At 60.4% G+C, this 21,789-nt stretch carries 22 protein-coding genes; 5 read left to right on the top strand and 17 right to left on the bottom strand.

The window, feature by feature from the left end; genetic code table 11:
- Nucleotides 1–52: 52 nt before the first annotated feature.
- Nucleotides 53–979 (top strand): LysR family transcriptional regulator, encoded by a 927-nt coding sequence (locus tag FEU76_RS06185; RefSeq protein WP_100732037.1) that lies wholly within the window; start codon nucleotides 53–55, stop codon nucleotides 977–979.
- A 9-nt stretch (nucleotides 980–988) separates the two neighbouring features.
- Here FEU76_RS06185 and FEU76_RS06180 read toward each other — a convergent pair whose 3' ends face one another.
- From FEU76_RS06180 to phnD, 7 genes are all read right to left on the bottom strand, one after another.
- Nucleotides 989–3,094, bottom strand: coding sequence for a methyl-accepting chemotaxis protein (locus tag FEU76_RS06180; protein WP_144981380.1), 2,106 nt, complete (start codon nucleotides 3,092–3,094; stop codon nucleotides 989–991).
- 141 nt (nucleotides 3,095–3,235) lie between these two features.
- Nucleotides 3,236–5,101 carry a methyl-accepting chemotaxis protein gene (locus FEU76_RS06175; RefSeq protein WP_144981377.1) on the bottom strand — a complete coding sequence of 622 codons (1,866 nt, stop codon included), beginning with the start codon at nucleotides 5,099–5,101 and terminating at the stop codon, nucleotides 3,236–3,238.
- Nucleotides 5,102–5,185: 84 nt separating this feature from the next.
- Complete coding sequence (locus FEU76_RS06170; RefSeq protein WP_081136025.1) at nucleotides 5,186–5,617, bottom strand: host attachment protein; 432 nt, start codon at nucleotides 5,615–5,617, stop codon at nucleotides 5,186–5,188.
- A gap of 81 nt (nucleotides 5,618–5,698) precedes the next feature.
- Nucleotides 5,699–6,508 carry a phosphonate ABC transporter, permease protein PhnE gene (gene phnE / locus FEU76_RS06165; RefSeq protein ID WP_081135881.1) on the bottom strand — a complete coding sequence of 270 codons (810 nt, stop codon included), beginning with the start codon at nucleotides 6,506–6,508 and terminating at the stop codon, nucleotides 5,699–5,701.
- The gene (phnE, locus tag FEU76_RS06160; RefSeq protein ID WP_039178704.1) at nucleotides 6,502–7,302 is read right to left on the bottom strand and encodes a phosphonate ABC transporter, permease protein PhnE; all 801 of its coding nucleotides are present in this window, start codon (nucleotides 7,300–7,302) and stop codon (nucleotides 6,502–6,504) included. The genes phnE (FEU76_RS06165) and phnE (FEU76_RS06160) overlap by 7 nt, the downstream gene beginning before the upstream one ends.
- 1 nt (nucleotide 7,303) lies before the next feature.
- Nucleotides 7,304–8,095 (bottom strand): phosphonate ABC transporter ATP-binding protein, encoded by a 792-nt coding sequence (phnC, locus tag FEU76_RS06155; protein WP_039178700.1) that lies wholly within the window; start codon nucleotides 8,093–8,095, stop codon nucleotides 7,304–7,306.
- A 54-nt stretch (nucleotides 8,096–8,149) separates the two neighbouring features.
- Nucleotides 8,150–9,139, bottom strand: coding sequence for a phosphate/phosphite/phosphonate ABC transporter substrate-binding protein (gene phnD, locus FEU76_RS06150; RefSeq protein ID WP_144981374.1), 990 nt, complete (start codon nucleotides 9,137–9,139; stop codon nucleotides 8,150–8,152).
- Between the two features lie 157 nt (nucleotides 9,140–9,296).
- Here phnD and FEU76_RS06145 point away from each other — a divergent pair, with 157 nt between their 5' ends.
- Nucleotides 9,297–9,890, top strand: coding sequence for a histidine phosphatase family protein (locus FEU76_RS06145; protein ID WP_144981371.1), 594 nt, complete (start codon nucleotides 9,297–9,299; stop codon nucleotides 9,888–9,890).
- Here FEU76_RS06145 and FEU76_RS06140 read toward each other — a convergent pair.
- The 8 genes from FEU76_RS06140 to hemE all read right to left on the bottom strand — a co-directional run bounded on the left by FEU76_RS06140 (nucleotide 9,887) and on the right by hemE (nucleotide 17,924).
- Nucleotides 9,887–10,279 (bottom strand): RidA family protein, encoded by a 393-nt coding sequence (locus FEU76_RS06140; RefSeq protein WP_039178691.1) that lies wholly within the window; start codon nucleotides 10,277–10,279, stop codon nucleotides 9,887–9,889. The two genes, FEU76_RS06145 and FEU76_RS06140, sit on opposite strands and share 4 nt — an antisense overlap.
- 97 nt (nucleotides 10,280–10,376) lie before the next feature.
- Complete coding sequence (locus FEU76_RS06135) at nucleotides 10,377–11,105, bottom strand: amino acid ABC transporter ATP-binding protein (RefSeq protein ID WP_039179251.1); 729 nt, start codon at nucleotides 11,103–11,105, stop codon at nucleotides 10,377–10,379.
- 86 nt (nucleotides 11,106–11,191) lie between these two features.
- Nucleotides 11,192–12,292, bottom strand: coding sequence for an amino acid ABC transporter permease (locus FEU76_RS06130; RefSeq protein WP_039178688.1), 1,101 nt, complete (start codon nucleotides 12,290–12,292; stop codon nucleotides 11,192–11,194).
- A 21-nt stretch (nucleotides 12,293–12,313) separates the two neighbouring features.
- On the bottom strand, nucleotides 12,314–13,504 hold the full coding sequence (locus FEU76_RS06125) for an amino acid ABC transporter permease (protein ID WP_039178686.1): 1,191 nt from the start codon (nucleotides 13,502–13,504) through the stop codon (nucleotides 12,314–12,316).
- 98 nt (nucleotides 13,505–13,602) lie between these two features.
- Nucleotides 13,603–14,628 (bottom strand): amino acid ABC transporter substrate-binding protein, encoded by a 1,026-nt coding sequence (locus FEU76_RS06120; protein WP_039178684.1) that lies wholly within the window; start codon nucleotides 14,626–14,628, stop codon nucleotides 13,603–13,605.
- A 224-nt stretch (nucleotides 14,629–14,852) separates the two neighbouring features.
- Complete coding sequence (locus tag FEU76_RS06115; RefSeq protein ID WP_144981368.1) at nucleotides 14,853–15,863, bottom strand: amino acid ABC transporter substrate-binding protein; 1,011 nt, start codon at nucleotides 15,861–15,863, stop codon at nucleotides 14,853–14,855.
- A gap of 88 nt (nucleotides 15,864–15,951) precedes the next feature.
- Complete coding sequence (gene speE, locus FEU76_RS06110) at nucleotides 15,952–16,812, bottom strand: polyamine aminopropyltransferase (protein ID WP_039178680.1); 861 nt, start codon at nucleotides 16,810–16,812, stop codon at nucleotides 15,952–15,954.
- Entirely contained in the window at nucleotides 16,809–17,924 is a 1,116-nt protein-coding gene (gene hemE / locus FEU76_RS06105) for a uroporphyrinogen decarboxylase (RefSeq protein WP_016915400.1), read from the bottom strand. Before hemE ends, speE begins: the two co-directional genes overlap by 4 nt.
- A gap of 218 nt (nucleotides 17,925–18,142) precedes the next feature.
- On the opposite strand from hemE, the gene ribA reads away from it, so the two are divergent.
- The 3 genes from ribA to cheZ all read left to right on the top strand — a co-directional run bounded on the left by ribA (nucleotide 18,143) and on the right by cheZ (nucleotide 20,241).
- Nucleotides 18,143–18,778 (top strand): GTP cyclohydrolase II, encoded by a 636-nt coding sequence (gene ribA / locus FEU76_RS06100; RefSeq protein WP_039178678.1) that lies wholly within the window; start codon nucleotides 18,143–18,145, stop codon nucleotides 18,776–18,778.
- Between the two features lie 36 nt (nucleotides 18,779–18,814).
- Nucleotides 18,815–19,207, top strand: a complete 393-nt coding sequence (gene trhA / locus FEU76_RS06095) for a PAQR family membrane homeostasis protein TrhA (protein WP_260851361.1) — start codon at nucleotides 18,815–18,817, stop codon at nucleotides 19,205–19,207.
- A 380-nt stretch (nucleotides 19,208–19,587) separates the two neighbouring features.
- Nucleotides 19,588–20,241, top strand: coding sequence for a protein phosphatase CheZ (cheZ, locus tag FEU76_RS06090; protein ID WP_446718795.1), 654 nt, complete (start codon nucleotides 19,588–19,590; stop codon nucleotides 20,239–20,241).
- A gap of 76 nt (nucleotides 20,242–20,317) precedes the next feature.
- On the opposite strand, the gene FEU76_RS06085 is transcribed toward cheZ, so the two are convergent.
- Nucleotides 20,318–20,941 carry a glutathione S-transferase family protein gene (locus FEU76_RS06085; RefSeq protein ID WP_039178675.1) on the bottom strand — a complete coding sequence of 208 codons (624 nt, stop codon included), beginning with the start codon at nucleotides 20,939–20,941 and terminating at the stop codon, nucleotides 20,318–20,320.
- Nucleotides 20,942–21,006: 65 nt separating this feature from the next.
- Nucleotides 21,007–21,768 (bottom strand): co-chaperone DjlA, encoded by a 762-nt coding sequence (djlA, locus tag FEU76_RS06080; protein ID WP_144981362.1) that lies wholly within the window; start codon nucleotides 21,766–21,768, stop codon nucleotides 21,007–21,009.
- Nucleotides 21,769–21,789: the final 21 nt, after the last annotated feature.

Here is a 21,789-nt window from a genome sequence, read left to right as displayed (position 1 = left end):
TTAAAATCGATATAGCATTCGTTGAGCAGCACTTTTTCTGGAGGGCCTGGTCATGCACTACACGTTGCGCCAGCTGGAAGTCTTCGTCGCCGTTGCCCAGCACGAAAGCGTTTCCCAGGCGGCGCGGGCGCTGGCCATGTCCCAGTCGGCGACCAGTACGGCGCTGGCTGAGTTGGAACGCCAGTTCGACTGCCAGCTATTGGACCGCATGGGTAAACGTCTGAAACTCAACGCATTGGGGTTCCAGCTGCTCCCCAAGGCCGTGGCGCTGCTGGACCGAGCCGAAGAGGTGGAGGAGCTGCTGCGCGGCCAGCAGGGGGTGGGCGCTCTGGACGTGGGTGCCACCCTGACCATCGGCAACTATCTGGCCACCCTGTTGATCAGTGATTTCATGCAGCGTTACCCCGGTAGCCGCGTGCGGCTGGCGGTGCGCAATACGCGGCATATCATCGAGGGGGTGCGCCAGCATTCGCTGGACCTGGGGCTGATCGAAGGGCAGTGCGATGACGACATGATCATCAGCCAGCCCTGGGTAGAAGATGAGCTGTGCGTGTTCTGCTCGCCTCGGCACCCACTGGCCGGGCGTGCTCATCTGGAGCTGGATCAGCTGCTGCGGGAGGATTGGATCATGCGTGAGGAGGGCTCAGGCACGCGCATGACGCTGGAGCATGCCGCCCGCCACCGTCGCAGCCGGTTCAATACGCTGTTGGAGCTGGAGCATACCGAGGGCATTAAACGCGCGGTGGAGTCGGGATTAGGGATCGGCTGCGTCTCTCGGCTGGCGCTACGAGACGCTTTCCGACGGGGTAGCCTGGTGCCGCTACCCACGCCGGAGCTGGACCTGAAGCGTCAGTTCACCTTCATCTGGCATCGCCACAAGTATCTGACCACCGGCGTGCGCGAGTTTTTGCGCCTCTGCCGCGAAATGACCGCCGGTGCCAAGCGCAGTGACGATATTCCGCTGCCGCCCATTCCTTGACGCACATGCTCAAACGGTATTCGATTGACTGTGCCCCGGCAGCGCCGGTTGAGTCGCGTTGTCTCCCAGGGTAAACCCGCCCACCAAGGCATCGAGGCGTTCCGCCTGATCTTTCAACTGTTCGGCGGCGGTCGTTGACTCCTCGACCAGCGCGGCGTTTTGCTGCGTCATCTGGTCGAGATCGGTCACCGCGATGCTCACCTGGTCGATGCCTTGATTCTGTTCACTGGCGGCCGTGCTGATATCGCCGAGCATCTGGGTAACGCGGGACACGCTTTGCGTCAACTGGTGCATGGCCGCTTCCGCATCGTGCACCAGTTGGGTGCCGTCATCGACTTTCTCGGCGGACATATCGATTCGCTGACGAATATCCTTGGCAGCTTCGCTACTGCGCGAGGCCAGCTTGCGGACTTCATCGGCGACCACGGCAAAGCCGCGCCCATGCTCGCCGGCGCGTGCGGCTTCCACGGACGCGTTCAGGGCCAGCAGGTTGGTTTGAAAGGCAATGCCATCGATGACCCCCACGATGGTCTGGATTTCAGCCGACGTGTCGCGAATGGCTTCCATGGTCGTGACCACTTGTTCGAATGCCTGGTCCGTTCGCGCCGCTAATTGCGAGGCCGTCTGTGATAGTCCGCTGGCCTCCTGGGAGGCGTGGGTCGTGTGTCGAACGGTACTGCTGATCTCTTCCATGGCGGCAGAGGTCTGTTGAAGGCTGGCAGCGGCTTGCTCGGTGCGACGAGACAGGTCGTGCCCTCCTTGGGTAATCTCGTTGGCGGCATGATTCACGGCCTCGCTGCTGCGACGTACGTCCAGCAGGATAGCTTGAATCTTGGCTGCAAAGGCGTTGAACTGCTCTGCTACTGCCGCACTCTCATCGCGTCCATGCACCGGTAGCCGCTGGGTAAGATCACCACTACCCGACGCGATCTCTTGCATGCGGCTTGCCAACCGCTTCAAGGGGCGAGCAATGCGGCCGCCAATCCACCAAAGTGCAACCATGCCCACTGCCGACAGCAGTAGCCCCACCAGCGTCATGCCCAGGGTGTTTTGTTGGCGCTGTTCGCTGAGTATGGCCTGCAGTGCATTGAGCTCTGCCATGACCACGGATTCAGGTAGCTGGAGTACCAGCACCCACGGCTGTTCCGTATCGCCGATCGTGAGTGGCTGATAGCGCTGAAACATGCCGTTGGAGACTCGGCTGTAAAGGCTGCCCTGCCGAGCAGCCGTGGCAATACCTTCCAGGACAGCGTCGTTCAGCGATTGGCTGGCGGGCAAGCCCAGGGCGTCATCTCCGTGGGTATCGGCAACCAGACCCCCGCGTCCGGCGACCAGCGCCATCCGGCCGGCACCGTCGTAAAGCGTTGCGTTGGCGTCACGCAGCAAAGCCTGGATGAAATTCAGCGAGAGGTCGACGCCCGCCACGCCGCGGAATGCGCCATCGACCAGGATGGGCGCATTGAACGATGTGACCAGCTGTGTCTCGCCATCGTAATCGTAGGCAGCGGGATCGATCACGCAGGGGGCCAGCGTTTCACGTGGACATAGGTAATACTCACCTTCGCGCACACCGCTGGCCAGTCGTGCTTCGCTCTCCATGGTATCGCCCAAGGGCAATACCTCCAGCGTGCCATCCCCGGTACGGTACCACCATGGCATGAAGCGACCACTACCATCATGGCCGTAACGCTCGTCACCAACGAAGCGGGCATCATCATCAAAGGCATTGGGCTCCCAGCCGATGAAAGCATCCAGCAGGGCTGGGTTATCCGCCACGGTCTGGCGAACCAGGTTGGAAAGCTGACGACGCGTGAGGTAGAGCGCTCGATGGCCCTCCGCATCCTGCATGCCCATCAACGCGTTGGTGGATGCCAGCTGGCTGGCCAGCGTCATGGCCATGTCCAGCTCCCGCTGTATACGGCCCCCTTCTGCTTCGGCCAGGGCATCAAGCCGGGCATTCAGTGCACTTTCTACCAAGGCTTGCGTGTGATCTTCGACGGTTTGCTGTGTGCGGGCGGCAGCCAACAGGTTGTAGATGACCAGTGCGGCGACGACGGCCAGTAGGCAAGGGCCTGCCAGGGCCAGCACCAGAGTGCGTAAGGAGCGAAAGTGCATAGTGTGGTTGACCTGTTGTCATGGGAATCAGGCAGCTGGGTGGGGGCTTCCCAAGGGCAAGTAGACCAGCCGTTAATGGCGTGCTGATGACAAAAGGGCATAGCCCCCTGCCAATATAGCAAGGGGGCCGCCATGGGCGCGTTAAAACTTTTCGATAGCGGTTGGTGCATTAGGGGACCGTAGAGCAGGGGCATGCTGTGCGACGCCAAGCTTGAAGCTGCTGATGGTGCCGGTCAGGTGGTTTGCCTGCTCCTTGAGATGCTCGGCGGCGGTGGTGGACTCTTCCACCATGGCAGCGTTTTCCTGGGTCATCCGGTCCAGCTCGGCCACGGCGATGTTGACCTGCTTGATGCCATCACTCTGTTCGCTGGTGGCGGCGTTGATCTCTTCGAGTACGTCGGTGACACGGGTAATGTGCTCGACGATATCGTGCATGGTGCTGCCAGCCTCGCGCACCAGCGAGGTGCCGTTATTGACCCGGGACTGGGAGTCTTCGATCAGCTTCTGGATGTCGCTGGCAGCGTCGCTGCTGCGGCCAGCCAGTTTACGCACTTCGTCGGCTACCACGGCAAAGCCACGGCCATGCTCGCCAGCCCTGGCGGCTTCTACCGAAGCGTTGAGCGCCAGCAGATTGGTCTGGAAGGCAATGCTGTTCATCAAGGTGACGATCTCACCAATCTTGTTGGAGGCCTGGGAGATGTCTTCCATGGTCGTCACCACGTTCGAGACTACCTGACCGCCGTTTTTCGCTACTTCAGAAGCGGCATGAGAGAGCTGGTTGGCCTCCTGGGCCGACGCGGCGGTGTGGGCGACGGTGCTGGTGATCTGCTCCACCGACGCAGACGTCTGCTGCAGGCTGGAAGCCGCATTGTCGGTGCGGCGCGACAGGTCCTGCCCGCCCATGGCAATCTCGTTGGCGGCGTGGTGCACGGCTTCGCTGCTGGTACGCACTTCGATCAGCACTTCTTCCATTTTGCCCACGAAGCGGTTGAAAGCGCGGGCGATCTGAGTGACCTCGTCGTTACCCTCTTCCGGTAAGCGCTGCGTCAGGTCGCCTTCGCCGGAGGCAATGTTATCCATGGCGTTACGCACACCCAGCAGGCGACGCAGCAGCAGCGAGAGCAGCAGGCCGAACACCACGGCAGTGATGGCGGCGACGATCAGCAGGGTGATGATGGACGTGGCAGCAATGGCGCGCAGTCCGGCGGTGGCTTCTGCTTCGTCCAGCGCGACCACCAACTGCCAGCCGCTATTGCCGCCCACCTGGCTGCCCATGAGCAGCTTGCTGCTTTCCTGCAGGGCCATGGGCTGGGGCGTGTCGGACTGGATAATGCGCGTGAGCTCCTGAGGGTTCAAGTTCGCACTCAGGGCGGTCGAAGGCTCCAGGGTCAGGGCGGCGTCCGGGTGGGCAACCAAGGTGCCATCCTGAGTGGTCAAAAAAGCGAAGCTTGAAGGCGTGGGGGAAATATTACCCACGATATCGATGACGTCCGCTATGGTAATGTCTGCCCCAATGACGGCCATCAGCTCGCCATTACGGTAAAAGGGGCGGGCGAACGTGATGATCAATCCGCCGGTTTGCGCATCGACATAGGGCGCGGTAACGACCGTGTCCGCTGCGCTAACGGCTGCCTGATACCAAGGCCGTCCTCTAGGATCGTAATCACTGGGTGGCTGCCAGCCGTCTGAAAAAATGGCGTTTGATGTGTGTGGATAAGCGAGGTATGCCGTCATGAAGTCGCCAGAATCGGCCAACTGGCGCAACGCCGACAGCGGCTCTTCGCCGCCTGCAGTGTGCTCCATGCTTGCCATCATGGTGTAGCGTGCATTGAACCACTCATCGATAGCCTGTGTGTTTCCATTCACAACAGCGCTGAGGTTGCGGCTGATCTGTTCGCTATTATGGTGTTTAACGGTGGAATAGCTGGCGATGCCATTGATCACCAGGGCAACAACGATGGCAGTCAACGCCGCTAAGAGTATTCGAAAGCGTAGGGTAGCGAACATGGTCACTCTCTTGATCGTCAGGGTAAATGACGATTATCGGCGAGAGTGACCACTTCTTTAGGCGTATAGCCGTTTATTCATGGATCAGCGCAAATCGCTGACGGCTTCCTGAATATCCGACAGCGAGGCTTTGCTGAGGTCCTTGGAGAGGGTATGGATCACCAGCTTCTGGGTGGGGTTGTCGAGCTTTTCCCGCAGCAGCCCGAGAAACTTGGGCGGGGCCACCATGATCAGCTTCTCCATGCGGTTATCGACGCGGGCAGTATAGAGCCGTTGGGCGACTTCCTTGGCAAACAGCTCGTTTTCATGCCGGGAAGCGGCGCCTTCTTCACCTGACGAGCGTGACGTGGTGGACGTGGATTCATGCACGTCTGCACCACGGCGGTCGGTGATCAGGTCGCCTTCATGCAGCCTGCCTGCCGCATGCACCATGCTCTCCTGCTCGGCGAGTTCCAGAGCGTCACGGGTAAAGATCCTGGCGCGTGCCGCATCGGCTACCACGATATAGGTGGTCATCGTCATACGTCCTCCATGTCGTTGATTACCCTTTAACCATGGCAAGCGTTTGGGGTTAGGTCAAACGCTTGCCTGGTGGCCTTACAGCACTTTGCGGCGCAGCACGCTGGTAATGGCTTCACCGATCAGTACCAGCACGATAATGGCGATCAGGATGGTGGCCACGGTCGGCCAGGCGAACGTATCGATGGCACCTTGCAGGATCACGCCAATCCCTCCGGCGCCTACCAGGCCCAGCACGGTGGATTCGCGGATATTGATATCCCAGCGCAGAATCACGATGGCGAAAAAGGCGGGCATGACCTGCGGGACGATGGCGTAAGCGACCACCTTGGCCTTCGAGGCGCCGGTGGCCTCCATGGCTTCGACGGGACGGCGGTCAATCTCTTCGATGGCTTCGCCCATCAGCTTGCCGATGAAGCCGATGGAGCGAAACACGATGGCCAGAATACCGGCCAGTACGCCGGGGCCGAAAATCGCCACGAACAGTAGTGCCCAGATAATGGTGTTCACCGAGCGGCTGGAGACCAGAATAAAGCGCCCCAGCCACAAACAGGCCCGGTTCGGTGTCGTGTTCTGGGCAGCGATATAAGCCACTGGCAGCGCCAGAAAGATGGTGATGAACGTGGCCAGGGTGGCGATATGCACGGTTTCCAGCAGGGCATTCAAGATGTTGCCCAGCCCGGCGCTGCTGGGTGGCCACATGCGTGCGCCCAGCCCCGAGATCTGGTTCGGCGCGTCCCACACCCAGGGCCAGAAAATATCGATATCGCGAACGGCCCAGAACACCAGCATCAAGGTGGCTAGCAGGACGGCATAGCGGATCAGCCGCTCTTTCCGGTCGTAACGTTGCCAGACTCGGTCGGCGAGTTGCTGTGCGTGATCTACCATATTTTTTTCCTCACCCAGCCGCTGACGCCTTCGCTAAGCAGAATCACCGCAATGATGATCAGCAGAATGGCGAACGCAAAGTCGTAGTCATAGCGCCCGAAGGCATTCATCAACGTGCCGCCAATCCCGCCTGCACCGACGATGCCCACCACGGCCGACGCGCGCAGATTGCTGTCCAGCTGATACATGGAGAGCCCCACCTGGCGAGGCAATATTTGCGGAAACACCGCATAGAACAGCGTGGCCAGATACCCGGCGCCAGCGGCACGCATGGCTTCCACCTGGCCCCAGTCGATCTCCTCGATCTCTTCGGCAAGCAGCTTGCCGACAAAGCCGATGGAGTAGAGGGTCAGGGTCAGGATACCCGCCAGCGGGCCAAAGCCCACCGCTGCAACGAACAGGATGGCCACGATGACCGGATGAAAGCTGCGTGACACGATGATGACGCTGCGACCGATCAGGTAGATCGGCAGAGGCGCGATATTGCGAGCGGCCATGACCGCAAAAGGGATGGAGAGCAGCACGCCCAGCAAGGTGGCCAGAATGGCGATCTGGAAGCTCTCTTTAAAGCCGGTCAGCAGCAGCCCGAAACGTTCGAAGCTGGGCGGAAAGCCGCCGCTGAAAATACGCGCCGCCCGGGGCAGGCCTTCGGAGATACGGGCCCAGTTGAAGGGCAGCGATCCAAACGCCCAGACCAGATACGCCAGGGCGATCAGAATGAGCCCGTAACGAAGGACGGGGTTGGCGATGAAAGGCGGCTTTTTCCAGGTGCGTGGAGTAGGGGGAGTCGTCATGTCAGCCCCCTTGCGCTGCAGGGGCGGGCTGTTCACTGACGGATTCGTCCGGCGCCTCGATGCCCCCATAAATGGCGTCCAGTGCCTCCTTGTTGAAGTCGCTCGGCAAGCCATCGAAAATCATCTTGCCATGCCGCAGCCCCACGATGCGTTCGGTGTAGGTCTTGGCCTGGGCGACGTTGTGGATGTTGATGAGCACCGGCAACGACAGCTCGCTGGCCAGGCTCTGCAGCAGCATCATGATCTGCTCGGACGTTCTCGGGTCCAGCGAAGCGGTAGGCTCATCCGCCAGCAGCAGGTCGGGCTCCTGCATCAGCGCACGCACCACGCCTACCCGCTGGCGCTCGCCGCCAGACAGCTCGTCGGCACGTTTGTTGGCGTAATGGGCAATCCCCACGCGCTCCATCAGCATGAATGCACGTTCGATGTCCGCTTGGGGGTAGCGCCTCGAAATGGCCTGATAAAGGCTCACATAGCCGAGTCGGCCCGCCAGCACGTTCTCCATGACCGTCAGCCGATCGAGCAGGTTGAACCCTTGAAAGACCATGCCGATCTTGCGGCGAGCACGGCGCAGCTCGGCGCCTCTGATATTCACCAGCTCCGTACCATTGAGCTTGATGGAGCCGGACGAGGGCTCCACCAGACGGTTGATACAGCGCAGCATGGTGCTCTTTCCCGCCCCCGATGCGCCCACGATCGACACGACGCTGGCGCCTTCTACCTTGAGGTCCAGGCCCTTGAGAACGGGCTCACTGTGGCCATAACGTTTGACCAGATTGGTAATTTCCAGCATGGGTGCACATCCATTCGCTCTATAAAAGCGCGCCGCCAGGGCGGCGCGACCAGGCTACTCCAGGTTTTCCCGCGTGTAGCGCACGTCATTGGCGGCCTGAATGGTGCGAATCACCTGCCAGTGTTCCTGGTAGTTGATGGGGATGAATTTCTCGACCCCTTCGAACTCCTCGCCCAGCTCGGTGCCGACGAAGTCAAAGGTAAAGAACGCCTCTTCGATCTTCTCGACCAGGTCCGGGTGCAGGTTGTGGGCGTAGTTGTAGGAGGTGGTCGGGAAGCGGTCGGACTCATAGATCAGCCGTACGTCCTCTTCGTCGTACAGGCCACGCGCGGCCATGCGCTCGACCACTTCGGAGGCAACCGGCGCGGCGTCATAGTCGCGGGCCACCACGCCCAGCATGGATTGGTCATGGCTGCCGGAGTAGACCACCTCATAATCTTCATCCGGGGTGATGCCCAGCTCGGGCAGCAGTGCCCGCGGTGCCAGGTTGCCGGAGTTGGACGTGGGAGAGGTATGCGCGACGCGTTTGCCCTTCAGGTCTTCCAAGGACTCGATGTCCGAGTCGACATGGGTGAACATTTGCAGCGTGTAGCCGAACTGGCCATCGTCAGAGCCCATCAGGGCGAAGGGTACGGCTCCGGCCAGGTTCACGGCAAAGGGCGTCGGGCCGGTCGAGAACCCGGCAATGTGCAGTCGGCCGCTGCGCATGGCTTCCACCTGGGCAGCGTTGGACTGCACTGCAAAGAAGCGCACGTCGCGGCCCGTGACCTCGGAAAGGTGGTCGACGAACGGCTGCCAGATGTCGGAGTAAATGGCAGGGTCCTCCACCGGCGTGTAGGCGAAGATCAGCGTGCTGGGATTGGCCCAGTTCGATTCATCGGCCGGGCGGTCGGCGACCATGTCGCCATTCTCGTCGCAGTAGAGTGCGTCCAGGGCGCCGCGTTCGCAGTCGGCCTGGGCATGGCTGGCAAGCAGTGCCATGGGGAGAAGCGAGACCGCAGTGAGCAGAGCCAGCGGACGCTTGGGCCAGGATGGCGTTTTCATGAGAAGCCTCTTATGTGCGTTATTGTTGTTGCGTGATGCCCACCATCGCTGCAAGGTGGTGTTGCGATCAGCGTGCGTTTCGCTAATGGACATTTGAAGACGCAGATGTTTATTTTTCGAAAACGAGCATTCTCAATCTAGGGTTTGTTACAAAGATATGTCAAACACTTTCCTGACCCCCTCCTACCATTGGCGCAACCGTTATCTGCTGATGCGCCATGGCCACAGCCAGGCCAACGCGCAGGGGCGAATCATCAGCACCCCCGAGCGTGGAATAGACGCCTATGGATTGTCGCCCGAAGGCGAACGGCAGTTGGACGATGCACTGGTGGACTGGCGTTGGCCGGTGCCCACCCAGGTGGTGCATTCGGACTTTTTACGCACGACTCGAACTGCCGCCCGAGTGGCCAGCGCCTTCGGGTTGGGCATGGCCATCGACGAGCGCTTGCGAGAGCGCCATTTTGGCGAGCTGGAAGGCCAGGCAGATAGCCATTACCCCGAGGTATGGGCGCAGGATACCCAGAGTGCCGCGCATCGGCAGTGGCAGGTAGAGCCGCTCACCAGCGTGGCAGCGCGCATGTGCGCGACGCTGGAAGCACTGGAGCAGCGCTGGCAAGGGGAAACGGTGCTGGTGGTGAGCCATGGCGACCCGCTGCAGATCCTGCTCACGGCGCTGGCAGGAAAGCCATTGACCCAGCACCGTGAGCAGCTCGCGCTGGCCCCGGCCAGCATCACGCTGGTAGGCGGTTAAGCGCCTTCCTTGGGGGGAATCCAGGCAATCATGTCGACTTCCACGTCGGCACCGCCTGCCAGGCCGGTGACGCCGATGCAGGTACGGGTGGGGAGCGGTTTCTCGAAGTAGCTGGCGTAGACCTGGTTCACTTCATCGAAGTGGCCCATGTTGGTGATGAAAACCCGTGACTGCACCACGTACTCGAAGCTGCTGCCCACCTCTTCCAGCACGATGGCCAGGTTCTGCATGACTCGATGGGTTTGTTCGGTAAAGGTGCCCAGCAGCATTTCGTTGGTTTCCGGCACGGTCGGCATCTGGCCGGTGATGAACACCAGGTCGCCCACGCGGCAGGCGTGAGAGAACGGCGCAATGGGCTGTGGGGCGCGGTCGATGAACAGTTTTTCCATGATGACTCTCTGGTGTGATGTGGGGTATTCAGAAGGGCCATGAAAATGGGCCTCAGCTGAGGCCCACGTTACGCATTATGACGCGCTGGCAGTCGAATCAATGCCCCAGAATCTGGCTCAGGAAGAGCTGGGTGCGCTCGGACTGCGGGTTGTTGAAGAACGGCTCTGGAGCGTTTTCTTCGATGATCTGGCCCTGGTCCATGAAGATCACGCGGTCGGCCACGGTCTTGGCGAAGCCCATTTCATGGGTCACGCAGAGCATGGTCATGCCCTCTTCGGCCAGTTCGATCATGACGTCCAGTACTTCCTTGATCATTTCCGGGTCAAGGGCCGAGGTCGGCTCATCGAACAGCATGACGTCCGGGTGCATGCACAGCGAGCGGGCAATGGCGACCCGCTGCTGCTGACCACCGGAAAGCTGGCCGGGATATTTCTTGGCCTGTTCGGCGATGCGTACCCGCTGCAGGTAGCGCATGGCCTGCTCTTCGGCTTCTTTGCGCGGCTTTTTCTGTACCCACATAGGGGCGATACAGCAGTTCTCCAGCACGGTGAGGTGAGGGAACAGGTTGAAGTGCTGGAACACCATGCCAACGCTGCGACGAATCTGCTCGATACGCTTCACGTCCTGGGTCAGCGGCACGCCGCCGACCACGATCTCGCCCTTTTGATGCTCTTCCAGATGGTTGATGCAGCGAATCATGGTGGACTTGCCCGAGCCGGACGGCCCGCAAATGACGATCCGTTCGCCGCGCTTCACTTCCAGATAGATGTCGCGCAGCACGTGAAAATCGCCGTACCACTTGTTGACGCCGCGCATTTCGACCATCAGATCCGAAGTACCGGTGCCAGGGTTATGGGAAGCTGCTTGTGTCATGTCACTATCCTGCTAAAAAATCGTTGATAAAAGCGGCGTTAACGCCTGTGGCCGGTGTGTAGCCTGCGTTCCAGATACTGGCTGTAGCGCGACATGCTGAAACAGAAGATCCAGAACATGAAGGCCGCAAAGACATAGCCTTCCAGCGAGAAGCCCAGCCAGCGCGAGTCGGCCAGTGCCGCTTGCACGATCCCCAGCAGATCGAATAGCCCGATGATCATGACCAGGGTAGTGTCTTTGAACAACGAAATGAACGTGTTCACGATACCAGGAATCATCATTTTCAGAGCCTGGGGCAGTACGATCAGACCCATGCGCTTCCAGTAGGTCATGCCGAGGGCGGCGGCGGCTTCTTCCTGGCCTTTGGGAATGGCCTGCAAACCACCGCGAATGACTTCGGCCATGTAGGCGCTCTGGAACAGCGTCAGGCCGATCAGGGCGCGTACCAGACGGTCCACGCTGACCCCGGTAGGCATGAACAGCGGCAGCATCACCGAGGCCATGAACAGCACCGTGATCAGCGGCACGCCACGCCAGAACTCGATAAAGATGACGCAGAAGCTCTTGACGATGGGCATGTTCGAACGCCGCCCCAGGGCCAGCACGATACCGATCGGCAGCGCACCTACCATGCCCACGGTGGCCAGCAGCAGGGTCAGCATCAGGCCGCCCCAGCGATGGGTCGGCACACGCGGCAGGTCGAAATAGCCGCCGTGCAGCAGCACGTAGGCGATCACGGGGAAGCCGACCAGCGCAAACACGGCCACCCAGCGCTTGAAGGGCAGGCGTGGAATCGCCAGCCAGGCAATCAGGGTGAAGAACCCGGCAAAGACGATATTGGCACGCCAGATTTCCGAGCGCGGGTACAAGCCGTAGATGAACTGGGTGAAGCGTGCGTTGATGAACACCCAGCAGGCGCCTTCCCGGGAGCAGTCTTCGCGGGAGGTGCCTACCCAGTCGGCGTTGATGAACGCCCATTGCACCGTGGGAACCACGAGCAGGTAGAGAATATACAGGCCGATCAGCGTAAAGATCGTGTTGATCGGGCCGTTGAACAGGTTGCTGCGTAGCCATGCCACAGGGCCCACGGAACTACTGGGCGCCGGCTTTGGCTCGATCATCGTTCGGTTGTGAATCATGGGAATGTCCTCGCCAACGGCCTAGCGTTCAACCAGCGCCACACGGGCGTTGAACCAGTTCATGAACATGGAGACCAGCAGACTGATGGTCAGATAAACCGCCATGGTCATGGCAATGACCTCGATGGCTTGGCCTGTCTGGTTCAGCGTGGTGCCCGCAAAGACCGAAACGAGGTCCGGATAGCCAATGGCGGTGGCCAGCGACGAGTTCTTGATCAGGTTGAGGTACTGGCTGGTGAGCGGGGGAATGATGACCCGCAGTGCCTGCGGAATGACCACCAGACGCAGCACCAGGTTACGCGGCAGGCTCAGCGCTTGTGCGGCCTCGGTTTGGCCATGGGAAATGGCCTGAATGCCGGAGCGCACGATTTCGGCAATGAACGCAGCCGTATAAATCGAAAGCGCGAACCACAGCGCCAGGAACTCGGGAATGACGGTGACACCGCCGCGGAAGTTGAAACCGCGCAGCTCGGGGACATCCCAGGTGATCGGCACGCCGGTGGCAAACATCACCAGCAGGGGCAGGCCGAAAATCATCGCGAAGGAGATCCAGTAGGCTGGCAGGCGCTTCCCCGTGGCCTCCTGACGGCGCTTGTTCCAGATCACCAGCGCAATGCTGGCGATGATCGCCGCAATGAACGTGACCGGAATCAGCCCGAACCCGGACTCGAATAACGGCTCGGGAAGATACAGGCCGCGCACGTTGAGAAAGATGACCTCACCGAATGCCAGGCTGTCACGGGCGCTGGGCAGTGTACGCAATACGGCAAAGTACCAGAAGAAAATCTGCAGCAGCAGCGGGATGTTACGGAAGGTTTCGATATACGCCGTGGCCAGTCGTGCGATCAGCCAGTTGGGCGACAAACGGGCAATCCCGACGATGAAACCGATGATGGTGGCGGCAATGACCCCCAGTGCGCCCACCAGCAGAGTATTCAGCAGGCCCACGAAGAAGGTGCGGCCATAGGTGCTTTGGGAGGAGTAGTCGATCAGACTTTGAACGATCCCGAAGCCTGCGGTGTTGTTAAGAAAACCGAACCCGGTAGTGATCCCGCGAGAGGATAGGTTGTCTTGAACATTACCGACGATATAGAACAGAAACGCAATAACGGCAGCAATGAGTAAAAACTGAAAGATCAGCGCACGCTTTGCGCGGTCTCGCCAGAACGGAGGCTTTTGGCCAACGGGGCGAGCGTTAGGTCTTACGGACATGGATGGCGTCTCCGCTACACGGAAGGTCAATCAAATGGCCCGCCGATACCCTTGAGTGTTGATGGCAAGGGCCGGCGGGCCGGGGTCAAGCGAGACGCTTAGCGAATCGGCGGTGCGTACTGGAAGCCACCCTGGTTCCACAGAGCGTTGACGCCCCGTTCGATTTCCAGCGGTGAATCCATGCCGACGTTACGTTCGAAGCTTTCTGCGTAGTTACCTACCTGGCTCAGGATGTTGTAGGCCCACTCGGCATCCAGACCCATGCCTTCACCGTAGTTGCCGTCCTGACCCAGCAGGCGAGCCACGTCCGGGTTGTCGGAGCCGCGCATTTCTTCGGCGTTTTCGCTGGTCACGCCGTACTCTTCACCGTTGATCATGGCGAACAGAGACCACTTGACGATGTTGAACCACAGGTCGTCACCCTGACGTACCACGGGGCCCAGCGGCTCCTTGGAGATGACGTCGGGCAGGATCATGGCAGCAGACGGGTCGTCCAGCTGAATACGCAGTGCGGCCAGCTGAGAAGTGTCAGAGGTCAGAACGTCACAGCGTCCCGCCTGGAAGCCACCCACGGTTTGCTCGGACGTATCGAAAACGATGGGATCGAATTCCATGCCGTTGGCGCGGAAGTAGTCAGCCAGGTTCAGCTCGGTGGTGGTGCCGGACTGGATACAGATCGCAGCGCCATCCAGCTCGGAGGCGTTGGAGATGCCCAGGTCGGTAGAGACCATGAAGCCCTGGCCGTCGTAGAAGTTCACGCCGGTGAAGTTCAGGCCCAGCGTGGTGTCACGGGTGGTGGTCCAGGTGGTGTTACGTGACAGGATATCGACTTCGCCAGACTGCAGCGCGGTAAAGCGCTCGACGGCGTTCAGGGAAATGTAGTTAACGGCGTCCGCATCGCCCAATACGGCGGCAGCCACGGCACGACATACGTCAACATCAAGACCTTGCCACTCGCCGCTATCGTCCGGCGCGGAAAAACCTGGCAAGCCATCACTAACGCCACACTGTACGGCACCGCGAGAGCGCGTTTCTTCTAATGTGTTCGCTTGCGCGGTAGCGATACCGGCCAGCGTAATTGCACCCGCAGAGGCAAGCAGTACCAGGTGTTTCTTGTTAACCATGTGTGTTCCCCTTCCTCGATTTAATGATGTTATGCATGTCGATGCATGCCTAAAAGCTAGCAAGGAAGGTGCCAAAAAAGATATGTCGGCAAATTCAGCGGTTTTCAACGTAAAATCAGCGAATTTAACGAAAGTATTGGTGCAAAAAAGTGCTCCAGCGGCTACGCGATGCTCCGTTTTGGTGCGTAGCCGCCGGTGTGGGCAGGTGGCCGTAGGCTCGTCGGTCAGCGAATCGGCGGGGCGTACTGAATACCGCCGTCTTTCCAGAGCCCGTTGAGGCCTCTGGCAATGTTGAAGTCCGACCCTGAGCCGACATTGCGGTCATAGACGTCGGCATAATTACCTACCTGCTTGACGACCTGGTAGGCCCAGTCGGCGCTGATGCCCATGGGGCTGCCGAAATCGCCATCCTGGCCCAGCAGGCGCTGCACGTCAGGGTTGTCGCTGTCGAGCTGCTCGTCCACGTTTGCCTGGGTGACTTCCAGCTCTTCGGCATTGAGCATGGCAAACAGCGTCCATTTGACGATATTGAACCACTGATCGTCGCCCTGGCGCACGGCCGGGCCCAGCGGCTCCTTGGAGATGATCTCGGGCAGCACCGCGGCCATGTCGGGGTCGGCCAGCTGCATCCGCTGGGCATAGAGCTGCGAGGCATCGGAGCTCAGCACGTCGCAGCGGCCTGCTTCGAACCCGGCAATCGACTGCTCGGGAGAGTCGAAGACCACGGCATCATAGGTCATGCCGTGAACCCTGAAGTAATCGGACAGGTTCAGTTCGCTGGTGGTGCCCGATTGGGTGCATACCGCGGCGCCGTCTAGCTCCTTGGCACTCTGTACGTTCAGGTCGCTGGCGACCATGAAGGCTTGGCCGTCGTAATAGCTGACGCCGGTAAAGTGCATGCCCAGCGTGGTATCGCGGCTGGAGGTCCAGGTGGTGGTGCGCGACAGCACGTCCACTTCACCGGACTGAAGGGCCGTGAAGCGCTCCACGGAGTCCAGCGGCACGAAGTCCACCTTGTTGGCATCGCCTAGCGCGGCGGCGGCAATGGCGCGGCAGATGTCGGTATCCAAGCCCCGGTACTGGTCGTCGTCATCCAGTGACGAGAAACCGGGCTGGGCGGCATTCACGCCGCAACGCAGGCTATCGCGATTCTGGACGGTGTCCAGCGTGCTGGCCATGGCGATGGCCGGTGCCAACAGGCTGGCCCCTACTCCCAACCAACGAACACTCTTCATGTGTGATTCCTTGACGTCGAAGCGCGCTGATCTGCGCGCATAAAAAAAGCCGAGCAGCGCCCGGCTTTTCCACTAACGATGCCCGATCTCACGCAAAGGCTTTGCGCATGAAGGGGGGCAGCGCCAGGGCTCCACGATGGGCCTCTGCTGTGTAGTACTGTAGCGGCATTTCGTGGCTGGCGGCAGCTTCTTCGCGGAAGCTTTCAACGCTGGTGCCTTTACCTGCCAACGTCACGCTCCACCAGCCAGAGGGGTAGACCGGTTGGGGGAAGGGCAAAGTGGCCACGCTGTCGAAGCCCGCTTCGCGCATGTCGTTGCGCAGTTCGCGAATGATCGAACCGCTATGGTAAAGCGGCGACTCGCTCTGCTGCACCATCACTCCGCCACTTTTCAGAATACGGTGGCAGCGTTTCAGGAAGTCGGTCTTGAACAGGCCTTCGGCCGGGCCGACCGGGTCGGTGGAGTCGATGATCAGCAGGTCGATACTCTCGTCGGCCGCGTCATCCACCCACTTCACTCCGTCGGCAAACAGCAGCTCGGCGCGGGGGTCGCCGTTGGCTTCCACGAGTTCGGGGAAAAAGCGCTCGGCGGCCTTGGTGACTTCCTCGTCGATATCGATCTGGGTGACCTTCTCGACGCCCGGATGGCGCAGCACTTCTTTCAAGGTGCCGCAGTCGCCGCCACCAATGATGACCACGCGCTTGGGGTCCTGATGGGTGAACAGCGCCGGGTGGGCGATCATTTCGTGATACAGGAAGTTGTCGCGGTCGGTGAGCATCACGCAGCCATCCAGCACCATCAGGTTGCCGTAGGTCTCGGTGGCGTACACTTCCAGGTGCTGGTAGGGGCTTTGCACATCCAGCAGTTTTTCAGAAACTTTCAGCGAGAAAGCGCTGCCGTGGCTATCAAAGACTTCGGTAAACCACTGGTCGTCGCGTAGGTCGCTCATTGCTTGGCTCCTGGGCATGAGTCGTTCGATTGAGTCGGGATGCCCTGATGGTACTGCGGGCTCAAGTCGTGCAGCGCCTCCATGAAGGCGGTGACATGATCAGGGTTGGTGAACTGGCTGATGCCATGGCCCAGATTGAAAACGTGGCCAGGGCCGTGGCCGTAGCTCTCCAGTACGCGAGCCACTTCCGCACGAATGGCCGAAGGGCGCGCAAACAGCACGTTGGGGTCCAGATTGCCCTGCAGGGCCACCTTGTGGCCCACGCGGGCGCGGGCGTCGGACAGCTCGGTGGACCAGTCGATGCCCAATGCGTCGGCACCGGCACAGGCAATGTGCTCCAGCCACTGGCCACCGTTCTTGGTGAACAGAATCACCGGTACGCGACGGCCATCGTGCTCGCGGATCAGCCCGGAGACGATCTGCTCCATGTAGCGCAGCGAGAACTCCAGGTAGGCCGGGGTGGACAGCGCGCCGCCCCAGGTATCGAAAATCTGTACCGCTTGAGCGCCTGCGCGAATCTGAGCGTTCAGGTAGTCGGTGACCGCTTGCGCCAGGGTGTCCAGCAGCTGGTGCATGGTGTCGGGCGTGTCGTACAGCATGGTCTTCAGGTGACGGAAGTCCTTGCTGGAGCCGCCTTCGACCATGTAGGTAGCCAGTGTCCAGGGGCTGCCGGAAAAGCCGATCAGCGGCATGCGGCCGTTGAGCTCACGACGGATCGTGGAGACCGCCCGCATCACGTAGTCCAGGTCGCGCTCGGCATTGGGCACGGTGAGCGCGGCGACTTCTTCGGCGGTGCGTACGGTCTTCTTGAATTTGGGGCCTTCGCCGGTTTCGAAGTACAGGCCCAGCCCCATGGCATCGGGGATGGTCAAAATGTCCGAGAACAGAATGGCGGCGTCGAGCGGGTAGCGCTCCAGCGGCTGCAGGGTGACTTCACAGGCCAGGTCATGATTGCGGCACAGGTCCATGAAGCTGCCCGCATCGGCGCGGCTGGCGCGGTACTCGGGCAGGTAACGGCCCGCTTGACGCATCATCCACACCGGAGTGCGGTCGACAGGCTGGCGCGCCAGCGCGCGAAGAAAACGGTCGTTCTGCAAAGGTGTGGTGGTCATAAACACTTGCTCTTGGAAAATTTGCCCGCATTGTAAGGGAGTCAGCACATCCGACGATAGGAATTGTACGTGAAGTTGGGCAGCGGTGGCGCCTGTTGGCTGGCCAACATCGTCGCACCCCGGCCAATCGTGAGGCTTGCGCCACTTCCTGTTAGACTATGCGCCCACTTGCCAACACTGATGTGGATAACTGGCCTGGTTCATCTGTGAGGTAATCCGTGACCATTCGCTTCATCGCCGCTTCCCGGCTGCCCACCCCCTGGGCCACGTTCACCATGCATGGCTTCGAAGACGATGCCACGGGGAAAGACCATATTGCGCTCACCCTGGGCGATGTGAGCGATGGCGCGCCGGTGCTGGGGCGGGTGCACTCCGAGTGCCTGACGGGCGATGCGCTGTTTTCCATGCGCTGCGACTGTGGCTACCAGCTGCAGGAAGCCCTCAAGCGCATTGCCAGCGAAGGCCGCGGGGTGCTGCTGTACCTGCGTCAGGAGGGGCGCGGTATTGGCCTGCTCAACAAGATTCGCGCCTACCACTTGCAGGACCAGGGGGCGGATACCGTGGAGGCCAACGAGCAGCTCGGCTTCGGTGCCGACATGCGCCGTTACGATCTCTGCGTGCCGATGCTCGAGCATCTGGGCGTCACGGCCCTCAAGCTGATGACCAACAATCCCCGCAAGGTCGATGCGCTCACCCGCGATGGGGTCAACGTGGTGGAGCGTCAGCCCATCACCACCGGCCTCAACCCGCATAACGAGCAGTACCTGGCCACCAAGGCGGGCAAGCTGGGCCACATGATGGCGCTGGATGACTTCACCCAGGCCAGCGATGTGGATATCGAGCGCAAGGGGTGATAATGGTGGGGCGTCAGAGGTCGGGAGCGCCCCAGTATGAAAGCTGTACGAAAAGAATCGTATGTCGGCGTGCATGAACCGCCGCTTGAAGAGCAGGGGGAGCTCAGCCCCCTCGAAGAGTGGCTGCACAGCGTTACCCATGGCATTGGAGCGGTACTCAGCTTGGTGGGTATGGTCATATTGCTGGTGGCGGCCAGCGTAGCTGCTCACGTGGATGCCTGGAAAGTGGTGAGTCTGAGTCTTTACGGCACAACGCTGCTACTGCTTTACACTGCCTCGACCCTTTACCACGGCATTTCTCATCGCCGCTGGAAGCAGCGTTTTCAACTGCTTGACCATTGTGCGATTTACCTCCTTATCGCAGGCACCTACACCCCCTTCTACTTTGCCGTTTATAGCACCGTATTGCCCCACGCTTCGGCGGCGTAGTGATTATTTACTGGCAGCACGGCTGCCCAGGGTCTTGGCAGGCCTGGCGCAAACGGCCATGATCCGGCTGTTGATGAGCGGTGAAGACGATCCCCCTGGAGAGAGCAGGTACAGCACTTATGGCTTGCACCCGGAGGAAAAGTTAGCAGATAAGACTTTTCGTACAAACCCCAAGCCGAAAAACTCACGCTTCAAAATATTAAGCCTAAAGTAGTATTAGGGGTAGCTCCTGTCCTGGATGTAGGTAATGCTGTGTGGCCTGAACAATCACGGCGGGTTGGCATAGCGATGCCTATCGCCACACCCGTAACGACATTCAACAAGATTTTTCCAACAAGAGGATTGTCATGAGCACTGTTAACAACGCCCACGACATGACCATGCCGTCGGTGCTGGGCAAAAAAGACAGTACTGATGAGATGGTGCAGCGCATAGGCCACTTGACGCGACTGCTGCGGGACAGCATGAAAGAGCTGGGCCTGGATCAGCAGATCACCCAGGCGGCGCAAGCGATACCGGATGCCAATGACCGTCTAAACTATGTCGCCTCCATGACGGAGCAGGCCGCAGAGCGGGCATTGAATGCCGTTGAGCGTGCTCAGCCGTTACAAGACGGTCTTGAGGAAGAAGGCGCCGCACTTAATAAGCGCTGGCAGTTGGCGGCAGCGAAGCTGGCGACGATAGAGGGTGATCCCAGCCTCCTCGAAGACACCCAGGACTTTTTGAACAACAAACTTCCCAGCGCAACCGGGGCGACGCAAAAAGAGCTGCTTGAAATCATGATGGCTCAGGACTTCCAGGATCTCACCGGGCAGGTGATCAAGAAAATGATGGAGGTCATCAAGCTCATCGAAGAGCAGCTTGTTCAGGTGCTTGTCGATAATGTGCCTCATATCACCGATGGCGTTAAGGTGGAAGATAGCCGAGATGAGCATGCCAAGCTGCGGAACGGACCGCAGGTGAACCAAAATAAGGCAGATGTGGTAGCAGGGCAGGAACAAGTAGACGATCTGCTGGATGAGCTGGGCTTTTAGACCAAGCCAAGCGACATCGAGCCAAAACCATTGCCATGCGTTGCCAGCAACGGTTTTGAAAGCGTTTAGCGATGGATCAATGCTTTGCTGCGGCCTGCTCCTTCTCCGCGGCACGGGCCAGCGCCGGGCGGTTGGCATGGCGGGCGCGGTAGGCCACCAGCGGTTCCGGCAGGCGGTGTTTCATGCTCGCTGCCCAGCTCAAGGTGTGGGTCAGGAAGAGGTCGGCCAGTGTGAAGGTATCGCCCACCAGCGTCTCCTGGCCGTGGTAGCGGCGCTCCAGGGCGGTCAGGGCGCGCTGAAATTCCCAGGCGGCGGTGGGCAGTACGGAGGGCACGCGCTTGTCCTGAGGCAGGGCGAACTTGTGCTTGGCCTGCAGCCACAGCGGCTGCTCGATCTCGGTGACGATGAAGCTTAGCCACTGATCTACCTGGGCGCGTTCCTCCACGCTGTGTGGCAGCAGTTGGCCTTCGCCATACCGTTCGGCGAGATAGCGGCAGATGGGCGCAGATTCGAACAGCGTCAGTTCGCCGTCTTCCAGCACGGGTACCTTGCCATCCGGGTGGCGAGCGAGATGCTCGGCGCTTTGCCCTGCGCCCTGGTCCAGGGCTACGTGGTGGCACTGGTACGCCAGGCCCAGCTCTTCCAGCGTCCAGGCGGCACGCAGCGAGCGGGAGTTAGGGAAGCTATAAAGGGTGATCATGGGGCGGCTCCAGGCAGTACCGTGAAGCCTTCACTGTAGCCACTGCCTGAACGCCTGTCACGGGGCTACTGGCCCCGCGCCGCGCGGATGCGCTCGTAGGCATTGCCAATCTCGCTGGTGCGGGCCTGCGCCACCTCGCGCATGCTCTCCGGAAGCCCCTTGCCCGCCAGCTTGTCCGGGTGATTCTGGCTCATCAGGCGACGATACGCTTTCTTGATCTCGGCATCGCTGGCGTCTTCGGCCACGCCCAGTACGCGATAGGCATCCTTCAGAGCTTCCTCGCTGGCGCCTTGGGAGTTGGCCGCCGCGCCATGCAGCATAGCTTCGATCTGCTGTACTTCGGCCTCGCTGCAGCCAACGCCCCGCGCCACGCGCAGAATCATCTCATGCTCGGCGGGGTGCAGGACCCCATCGGCGGCAATCGCGCTGAGCTGAACCTGCAAAAATACCTGGCGCAAAATGGGCTGACGCTGGGTCAGGCGATTGACCTTGGCCAGCTCGGCCTCCAGGTCGAAGTCGTCGGCACGGCCCCGTTCGAAGGCGGCCCGCGCCTTGACGCGGTGCTCGCCCTGCAAACGCATCTGATCGAACAGCTTTTCGGCCATGCCCAGCTCACCTGGCGTGACCTTGCCATCGGCCTGGCAAAGGCAGCCCATCACCGAAAAGATCGACTCCAGGAAACCTTCCTGCAAGCGCGTGCGGGCGGCATTCAAACGGCGCCCCAGCTGGCGTGCCAACCACCAGCCCAGACCCGCCCCCACCAGCAGGCCCACGGGGCCGCCGCTGGCAAGGCCGATCAAACCAAACAGAATCATCAAAAAAAGCATAACGGTCTCAACAAGTTAGTC

The organism is Halomonas sp. C22 (assembly GCF_007655045.1).
Taxonomy (GTDB): Bacteria; Pseudomonadota; Gammaproteobacteria; order Pseudomonadales; family Halomonadaceae; genus Vreelandella; species Vreelandella hamiltonii.
Note: the sequence above shows the minus strand (reverse complement) of the source record. Positions and strands in the feature narration are given on the sequence as shown.